At 60.2% G+C, this 8,984-nt stretch carries 10 protein-coding genes; all 10 read right to left on the bottom strand.

Going from position 1 to position 8,984, the window contains the following annotated elements:
- The coding region (locus G3574_RS28825; RefSeq protein ID WP_163965326.1) for a Tar ligand binding domain-containing protein at nt 1-1,093 on the bottom strand (1,093 nt) is incomplete at its 3' end.
- Between the two features lie 120 nt (nt 1,094-1,213).
- Complete coding sequence (locus G3574_RS16335) at nt 1,214-1,723, bottom strand: chemotaxis protein CheW (RefSeq protein ID WP_205609817.1); 510 nt, start codon at nt 1,721-1,723, stop codon at nt 1,214-1,216.
- Nucleotides 1,723-3,882, bottom strand: a complete 2,160-nt coding sequence (gene cheA, locus G3574_RS16330) for a chemotaxis protein CheA (RefSeq protein ID WP_163965321.1) — start codon at nt 3,880-3,882, stop codon at nt 1,723-1,725. Before cheA ends, G3574_RS16335 begins: the two co-directional genes overlap by 1 nt.
- A gap of 69 nt (nt 3,883-3,951) precedes the next feature.
- Nucleotides 3,952-4,317, bottom strand: a complete 366-nt coding sequence (locus G3574_RS16325; protein ID WP_163965318.1) for a response regulator — start codon at nt 4,315-4,317, stop codon at nt 3,952-3,954.
- A gap of 62 nt (nt 4,318-4,379) precedes the next feature.
- Nucleotides 4,380-4,928, bottom strand: coding sequence for a chemotaxis protein (locus tag G3574_RS16320; RefSeq protein WP_163965315.1), 549 nt, complete (start codon nt 4,926-4,928; stop codon nt 4,380-4,382).
- Nucleotides 4,929-4,976: 48 nt separating this feature from the next.
- Nucleotides 4,977-5,933, bottom strand: a complete 957-nt coding sequence (gene motB, locus G3574_RS16315) for a flagellar motor protein MotB (RefSeq protein ID WP_163965311.1) — start codon at nt 5,931-5,933, stop codon at nt 4,977-4,979.
- Nucleotides 5,934-5,969: 36 nt separating this feature from the next.
- On the bottom strand, nt 5,970-6,830 hold the full coding sequence (gene motA / locus G3574_RS16310) for a flagellar motor stator protein MotA (RefSeq protein WP_163965309.1): 861 nt from the start codon (nt 6,828-6,830) through the stop codon (nt 5,970-5,972).
- A gap of 162 nt (nt 6,831-6,992) precedes the next feature.
- Nucleotides 6,993-7,784, bottom strand: coding sequence for an SAM-dependent methyltransferase (locus G3574_RS16305; protein WP_163965307.1), 792 nt, complete (start codon nt 7,782-7,784; stop codon nt 6,993-6,995).
- A gap of 17 nt (nt 7,785-7,801) precedes the next feature.
- Nucleotides 7,802-8,371, bottom strand: a complete 570-nt coding sequence (gene flhC / locus G3574_RS16300; protein ID WP_163965304.1) for a flagellar transcriptional regulator FlhC — start codon at nt 8,369-8,371, stop codon at nt 7,802-7,804.
- 45 nt (nt 8,372-8,416) lie between these two features.
- Nucleotides 8,417-8,734: a flagellar transcriptional regulator FlhD gene (gene flhD, locus G3574_RS16295; RefSeq protein ID WP_163965301.1), complete on the bottom strand. Its 318-nt coding sequence runs from the start codon at nt 8,732-8,734 to the stop codon at nt 8,417-8,419.
- Nucleotides 8,735-8,984: the final 250 nt, after the last annotated feature.

Genomic DNA, 8,984 nt, shown 5'->3' with positions numbered 1-8,984 from the left:
CGATGCCGTCGATGACGCCGATGATGTCGACGATCTTGCGCGAGCTTTCCTTGATCGAGCCCATGGTGTCGACCACTTGGCCCACGACATCGCCGCCCTTGACGGCATAGTCGGAAGCGGAAACGACGAGCTGGTTGGCCTGGCGGGCGTTCTCGGCGTTCTGCTTGACGGTGGTGGTGAGTTCTTCCATGGAGGAAGCAGTCTCTTCCAGCGAGCTGGCCTGCGACTCGGTGCGCGCCGACAGGTCGGCATTGCCCGCGGCAATTTCGCTGGACGCCACGCCTATCGTTTCCGTTCCGGTGCGGACCTGGCCTATCGTGCTCACCAGGCTTTCGTTCATGTCTTTCAAGGCCTGCAGCAATTGTCCGGTTTCATCCTTGGAGCGGACCTCGATCTGCTGCGTGAGGTCTCCGGAAGCAACGTTCTTCGCCACCCGCACGGCCGCGTTCAGCGGCTTGGAGATCGCGCCGATGATCCACGTTCCGACTACGGCGGCAAGCGCCAGTCCGGCGAGCGTGGCAAACAGCGACATGTTACGAATCAGCATGTAGGTGCTCTGGCTGTGCTCGAATTCAGTTCTCGCGATCGTCTGCTGCAACCTGAGCAAGTCCTCGAAGGCTTCCTGCATCGGCTGGTAATTCTGGGCAAGCGGGCCGGCGGCCAGCTCCATCGCCTGTTGCACGTTCATGCTGCGGCTGGCGGCGACCGCTGGCTTAAGCCCCTCTTCGATGAATTTCTTGCGCAGCTGGACGAATTTTTCCGCGTGCTTCTTTTCTTCGCCGTCGACGCCAGCGTAGTAATCGTTCCAGTTCTTCGTGATTTCTTCTATCCGTCGCTCGACTTCATCCATGCGCTTGGAAACGACTGCAGGGTCGCCGTTGAGCGATTCCACGATGGCGAGCCGGTTCTTGTCGATGCCGCGGATCACCTGATCCAGCTTGCCCATGGGGACAAGGCGATTTTCGTACATGGTGCGCATCGACACGTTTGCCGAATACAGGCTGGCGACGCCGATGATGCCGCCGCCGACCAGCAGCAGCGACAGAAAGCTGATCACGAATATCAGGCGCGATTTGATGGACAGGTTATTCAAGATGACTCCCCTCTGTTTTTGCCGCCAACCGCCGTTCACATCCATGGCGGCCGACGGGCTATCGTCTCTTCGTTTTAATTGTGGTTCCGTCGCGCTTTCGCGACGGCATGGTTTTCGGTCTTACGCCGCAAGCTTTTCAATCAATCCCATTTCCGCGCTCGACATCAGCTTGTCGATGTCCACCAGGATCAGCATGCGCTGCTCCAGCGTGCCCAGGCCGATCAGGTAATCGGTATTGAGCGCCGTTCCCATTTCCGGTGCCGGCTTGATGTGCTCGGGTGTCAGGGTGATGACGTCGGACACGCTGTCGACCACCATGCCGACCACGCGCCCGTTGATGTTCAGGATGATGACCACGGTGAACTGGTCGTAGGTCGGTTCGCCGAGATGGAACTTGATCCGCATGTCCACGATCGGCACGATAATGCCGCGCAGGTTGACCACGCCCTTGATGAATTCCGGCGCGTTGGCGATGCGGGTGACGGTTTCATAGCCGCGGATTTCCTGCACTTTCAGGATGTCGATGCCATACTCTTCGCGGCCCAGGGTAAAGGCGAGATATTCCTGTCCGCCGGTATCGTGCTCGGATTTTTCGCCAAGGGCGGAAATGCTGGATTGGGTAGTTTGCATCATGATGGGACCTTCTCGGAAAAAATGGATTCATCACTCAGTTGCCTGCTCGATCTCAAGAGCGCGGCAACGTCGATGATCAGGGACACGCCGCCATCGCCGAGGATGGTGGCTCCGGAAATGCCTGCGACCTTGCGGTAATTCGACTCCAGGTTCTTCACCACCACCTGCTGCTGGCCGACCAGGTCATCGATGAACAGCGCAGCCTTCCTGCCTTCGGATTCGAGGATCACCACGATGCCTTCCGACGGATTCGTGAAGCGCGGCTCGATGTCGAACACCTGGTAGAGGGGAATCAGCGGCAGGTAATCGCCGCGGACCTTGACCACCCTGCCCTGTCCCGCGATTTCCTTGATGTCCACCGGCGCAGGCTGCAGGGACTCGACCACGTAGCCCAGCGGGAGGATGTAGATTTCCTCGCCCACCTTGATGGACATGCCATCGAGGATCGCAAGCGTCAGCGGCAGCGAAATGGAAATAGTGGTGCCGAATCCCTTTGCTGAACGGATGTCGACCACGCCGCCCATGGCGGTGATGTTGCGCTTGACGACGTCCATGCCGACGCCGCGGCCGGACACGTCGGTCACCGTTTCCGCCGTCGAGAAGCCGGGCGCGAAGATGAGCTGCCATACGTCCGCATCGGACATCGAGTCGGAAACCGGAAGGCCGCGTTCGCGCGCCTTGGCGATGATCCGTTCGCGGTTCAGGCCGCCGCCATCGTCGGTCACCTCGATGACGATGTTGCCGCCCTGGTGCGCCGCCGACAGCGACAGCTTGCCGGTCTCGCTCTTGCCCGCCGCGCGGCGCACGTCAGGCATCTCGATGCCATGGTCGATGCTGTTGCGCACGAGGTGGGTCAGCGGATCCACGATGCGCTCGATCAGGCCCTTGTCGAGTTCGGTGGCGGCGCCATGGGTGACGAATTCGATACGCTTGCCCAGCTTGGTCGCCAGGTCGCGGACCATGCGGGGGAAGCGCGAAAAAACATAGTCCATCGGCATCATGCGGATGGACATTACGGCTTCCTGCAGGTCGCGGGTGTTGCGGGTCAACTGGCTGACGCTGTTGTGCAGGCGTTCGTGCAGCATGGGATCGAGCGAACCGGTGCGTTGCTCGATCATGGCCTGGGTGATCACCAGCTCGCCGACGAGGTTGATGAGCTGGTCGACCTTTTCGATGCCGACCCGGATCGACGTCGATTCCTGGTTGTGCGCCAGCTTTTCCTCCCGCTTCGGCGGGACCTTCTTTTCGGTGGGCGCAACGACCGGAGCAACGGCAGCCGCAACCGGCGCGGCGGCCTCCCCTGCCTTTGCGTCCTTCATTGCCGGCATTTCGAAATTGTCGAAGAAGCCATATCCCTGCGCCTCTTCCTGCGCCGCCTTTGCGGCGGCATCGTCGATCGGATCGAAGAATCCGTAACCCTGGGCCTCTTCCTGGGCCGCTTTCAACTGGGCGGGCGTCATCGCCGCCGCGGGACGATCGAGCTCGGTGATGTTGAGATCGTCCGGATTCAGGATGAAGGAACAGATCGCAATGATATCTTCCTGCCCTTCCGCCGTGACCAGGGTAAAGACCGTCTTGCCGGCAGCCTCGACGCGGGCGATCTGGCCAAGCAGGCCGAGCTCGGCCGAAAGGGCCTCGACGTCGCGCGGAGACACCTCGGGGAGCTCGATCCTGAACTTCCGGGCGCTGCCGTCGGTGGGAACGTGGACCTCCGGGGCAGGCGCGCGCGCGATCTCGATCGAAGCGGAAGGCGCGGCGTGCGACACGTGCCCCTGCGACAGCGATTGCAGCAGCATGCGCACGTCGCCCACCTGGTCCTGGTCGACCGGCGTGTGCAGCCGATGGCCGTCAAGCTGCATCTTCAGCACGTCCTTGGCGACCAGGAAGGCATCGACATGTTCCGCCGTCAAGGGCATCTCTCCCTTGCGGATGCGGTCAAGCAGGTTCTCGAGAACGTGCGTGATGTCGGTAAGGTCGGTCAGCCCGAACGTGCCGGCGCCTCCCTTGATGGAGTGCGCTGCCCGGAATATGGCATTGAGGTCCTCTTCGTCGGGCGCAGATGCGTCGATCGCGAGGAGCAGCTTTTCCATTTCAGCGAGAAGCTCCTCGGTTTCGTCGAAGAAAACCTGGAAGAACTGGCTCATATCGATGGTCATGTTAGAACTCCATCTTCATGCTCTGTGTTGTTCCCGGCATTGTCCGTGCGGGACACGCCGGCGACCGTATCAGCCGATCACCTTCTTCACGACTTCGGTCAGCCGCTGCGGATCGAAGGGCTTGACCAGCCAGCCGTTGGCGCCGGCGGCGCGTCCCTTGGATTTCATCTCGTCGCTCGACTCGGTCGTCAGCATCAGGATGGGCACCTTCTGGTAGGTGGGCAGGCCGCGCAGGGAACGGATCAGGGTCAGCCCATCCATGCGCGGCATGTTTTGGTCGGTCAGGACCAGGTCGAACACCTGGCCGCGCGCCTTTTCGAGGCCGTCCTGGCCGTCGATCGCTTCGGTGACCTGGTAGCCGGCCGCCCTCAAGCTGAACACCACCATCTGACGGAGTGAGCCAGAGTCGTCCACTGCCAATATCGTCTTTGCCATCTTCCTTGCTCCCGGGATCTTTGTTTCCAGGCTATCCGCCCGCGCTAACTTGATAAATGAATTCAGAACAGCTCGATGTCGCCGCTGTCCATGTGCGTCTGGCAAACCGCCTTCCAGAGCGCGCTTTCCAGCTTGACGCTCTGCTCTTCCAACACCGTATTGATGCCGTTCAGCGTCTGGATGATGTCATCGATGTTGCCGTGCGAGGGCAGCGTGGCAGTGCCGTTCGCGAGATCGCCCAGCACGTCGCGCAGTCCGGTGACCCGCCGGACCGTTCGTCCGATCAGCTGGCTGGTCATGTCCTGGAATTGCAGTCCGGTGACTGCCGCGTTGACGTGCTGCCCGATTTCCTGGTGTTTCGTCTTGAGTCTTTCCGCGATCTCGGGCGTTGGCTGCGCGCCCGAGAGCAGCAGGTCGACCGCATCCTGCTGCGCGCTGATCGCCTCGTGGATCGCGATGAAGCTTGCACCCAGCTTCTGTATGGCCTCGCCGAGCAGGAAACTGGTCTGCACCAAATCCGTCTCGACTTCCTTGAGATGCTGGGCGCTGTGATCCGACAGGTTTGAAAGCAGATGCTTTACCTGCGAACCCAGCTGTTTTTCAGATGTCATGAAGTTGCCTCGTCCCCAAACAGTTCATGCGCGCTTGCCGAAACGCCTTCAGCGCGATGCTTCCCTTGCTCCCGCGGCAGCGATCTCCTTCTTGGCTTCCGCTTCGTTCGAGACGTCCACCGAGCCGGCGTCTTTCAACACAGCCTCTTCCGTCTTCTTGTTCATTACGATGATGCTGATGCGCCTGTTCACCGGATTGGTCGGGTTTTCCTTGTCGAACAAGACCGCCGACGACAAGCCCACCACGCGCACCAGCTTCGATTCATCCATGCCGCCCGCAACCAGCACGCGCCGCGCGGCATTCGCCCGGTCGGCCGACAATTCCCAGTTGCTGTAACCCTTTTCGCCATTGGCGTAGGGCGTCGAATCGGTATGTCCGGACAGGCTGACCTTGTTCGGCACGTCATTGAGCGCGCGCCCGATCTCGAGCAGGATCTCGCGCGTGTAAGGCTGAGGCTCCGCGCGCGCCAGGGCGAACATGGGTCGATTTTGCTCGTCAACGATCTGGATGCGCAAGCCCTCGGTGGAAATATCGATCAGAAGCTGGTTCTTGAATTGCCTGAGGAGAGGACGCGCGTCGATCGCCGCCTCGATCTTTTCCTTGAGGCCGCGCAGGCGCGCGATTTCCATCTTTTCCAATTCCTGCTTGGCTTCCTTCAGATGGGCCGCCTGCAGGTTGTAGGTTTTCTTGAGCGCGGGATCATCGCCCTTCTTGACCTGGCCGTCCTTGCGGGTGAGGTCCTTGCCTCCGCCCTGCACGACGCTCGAGCTGTCGCCGCTTCCGGACCCACCTGACATGGCGACCTTGAGGGGAGTCTTGAAATAGTCGGCGATGCCCTGCAGGTCGCCTTTCGTGGTGGAGCCGAGCAGCCACATCAGCAGGAAGAACGCCATCATCGCCGTCACGAAGTCGGCGTACGCGATCTTCCACGCGCCGCCGTGGTGACCGCCGCCGCCCTTCTTGATCTTTTTTACGATGATCGGCCGTAAGCCTTCGTCTGCCATGATGAAATTTGCCTGATGTCCGTTTGGCCTGACGCGTTATTTCGACTTCGCATTCTTGATGTGTTCTTCCAGCTCGCTGAACGAGGGACGCTCCGTCGAGAACAGGACCTTGCGGCCGAATTCCACGGCAAGGGCGGGCGCGTAGCCGTTCAGGCTGGCCAGCAGCGTGACCTTCACGCACTGGAACATCTTGGAGGATTCGTGCATCTTCTGCTCGAGCAGGCTGGACAGCGGCCCGACGAAGCCATAGGCGAGCAGGATGCCGAGGAAGGTGCCGACGAGCGCGTGGGCGATCAGCATGCCGAGTTCGGATGGCGGCAGGCCTACCGATTCCATGGTGTGCACCACGCCCATCACCGCCGCCACGATGCCGAATGCCGGCAGGCCGTCGCCGAGCTTGGCGATGCAATGAATCGGCACCTCGGCTTCCGCATGGTGCGTCTCGATTTCATTGTCCATCAGGTTTTCGATCTGGAATGCGTCCATGTTGCCCGACACCATGAGGCGCAGGTAGTCGGTCATGAACTCGACGATGTGATGATCGGACAAGATGCCCGGATACTTGCTGAAGATGGCGCTCTCTTCCGGCGACTCGATGTCGCCTTCGATCGACATCAAGCCTTCCTTGCGGACCTTGCTGAGAATCTCGAACAGGAGCGACATGAGCTCCATGTAAAGCGCCTTTGTGAACTTGGAGCCCTTGAGCAGGCTGGGCAAGGCGCCGAGGGTGGCCTTGATTGCCTTGCCGTTGTTCCCGACGAAGAAGGCGCCGACCGCGGCGCCGCCGATCATCAGCAGCTCGAGCGGCTGGAAAAGCGCGGCAAGATGGCCGCCGCTCAGCACGAAGCCCCCGAAGACGGAACCCATCACAATCAAATATCCGACGAGGACTAACACAGGCGCTTGCTCCAGGAAGGTAGGTAATCTTATTTCTTATGGTTAAACATTGTGCCAAGACATCAGGCGAACCACAACCTGTATGTGGTGTAAAACGTGATGCGCCGTCGGGAGCACATCCAGATTGTTACGACGCGAACGAAAAGAACTTGAGGGAGAACGCTAGATGCGCCAGCCGTAGAGGACGCGGCCATCGCCGCAGCGCCGCATGAATTCAGGTTCGATTCCGGGAATGGAGAATTCATTGCTGAGCAGGAGGCTGCCCTTCTTCATTTCCGATGCCGCCTTACGCCATAGATCGGGCATTGCCGCGGGCGACAGATAGCCGAACACGATGTCGTAGCCGCCGAAGTCGAGTGCGTGGAAGTCGCCGTAGCGGAAGCGCGCCCGGCTGCGGGAAAGGATGGCGCGCATGACACTCACCAGCCAGGGCAAGGGCGCGAGTTCGATTCCCTCCACGCTGCATGCGGGCTTGTTGCGCGCCAGACGCAAGGCCATGCCCCCAAAGCCGCAGCCGATGTCGATGAGCCGACACGACTGGCTTGATGGCACGAGGGATTCGACCTCATCCCAGACCGAAGCAGTGGAAGGGAAATAAGGCACCTGCGTTCGGAATGTTGACCAAAAGACCGCCAGCAGCATGGCAAAAATGGCAAGATAGATCCACGCCGGCAAGTTCGCCGCCCGGGCGAGCGCCACTGCAATGGGAAAGATGAACTGGATGGCAGTCCACCACGGCGCCATGCCGCGCAAGCGTCCGAGGCCGGCGGCGAGGAAAGACTGGAGCAGGATCGCCTGGGCCACCGTGACCTGAAAGCCTTGCCAGGCAAGGATGTACGCGCATCCGATGACGATCGCCAGCGCGCCGATCTGGCACAACAAGGCCTGGATGGCGGGAGCGTCAAGCAGGCTGCGGCGACGCGGAGACGTTCCGCGCCGGAGTCGCGCGCGCATGGGAAGAAATGGTGGAGTCAGGCGGGAAGCGCCGGCGGCGCAGACGAGGCCGCGGCGGCATCCTCTTTCGCCTTCTTGGTCTTGCCCGCACGGGAAGGCATGTGGCACAGGCCGCACACATAGTCCTTGTTCAGGTCCAGGCGGTGCACCACGAAGTCGCCGCCGCACTTGCTGCAGGTCGCGGTGTCGAGCATGCGGCTTTCGAAGAACCGCACCAGTGTCCAGGCGCGCGTCAAGGAAAGCACCGGCTCGCCGCCCGCCTCGGGCTCGACCTGCTCCAGGTAGAGCTTGTAGGCCTTCATCACGGCTTCGATGCCGCTGATCTGGGCGTGCTCGACGAGATATTTGTGGATATTGATGAACAGGGAAGAATGGATGTTCGGCTGCCAGGTAATGAACCAGTCGGTCGAGAACGGCAGCATACCCTTGGGCGGGGAAACGCCCTTCAATTCCTTGTACAGCTTGAGCAGGCGCTCGCGAGACAGCGTGGTTTCGGATTCAAGCAACTGAAGCCTTGCCCCGAGGTTGATCAGCTCAATGGCCAGCTGTATCTCCTGGGCTTCCGTTACAACGCTTTTCTTTGTCATGTTTTCCTCAAGACTTCCGCATGAAAAGACGGCCGCCGTGGCATGTCAGGCAACTGCCTCGACGTTCTGCCCCGACATGAGAATCGCCGCATGCGAGTGCGCGAGATTACGGTCTTTATTGTAGCTGGTCAACATGCCGAGGATGGCGCCGTCGTCGAATCGGAAACGGGCAAGCATCATGTTGGCGCCGGCGAGCTTGAGAATTTGCGCATTGTTCATGCTTTCGATCATGTCGGCGATCTCGCCGCTGATGCCCAGGCGGAAGACGGCGCTGGCCTTGTCCGCCCGGATCATCTGCTGGGCGAGCATGAGGTAGCTCAGGTTAGCGTCCCGGATTTCGGCGATCACGTCATTGGTATTCATTTGGCAGCCCCCCTGGAGAATGAACGTCGGCGAAACATTTCTAACGCCGATGAAATGCATTCTGCTTGGACCATTGCCAGCGAGAAATAAGAAAAATTCTGTATTTTGGGTAGGAAAAACGACTAGCCTGCCTGTCGGAGTTTGTCTTACAAATCCGGGGCAGTCTTGGTTGAGCTTGATGGGGACAAGCTCGGAATGGCTATGGCTATAGGTTTGCGGCGAATTGCTCACTAACATTCTGTTTCAATTT

The sequence above is a fragment of the Noviherbaspirillum galbum genome, assembly GCF_010974945.1.
Lineage (GTDB): Bacteria > Pseudomonadota > Gammaproteobacteria > Burkholderiales > Burkholderiaceae_D > Noviherbaspirillum > Noviherbaspirillum galbum.
The sequence above is the reverse complement of the archived record's forward strand: the minus strand, read 5'-3'. Positions and strand labels throughout refer to the sequence as shown.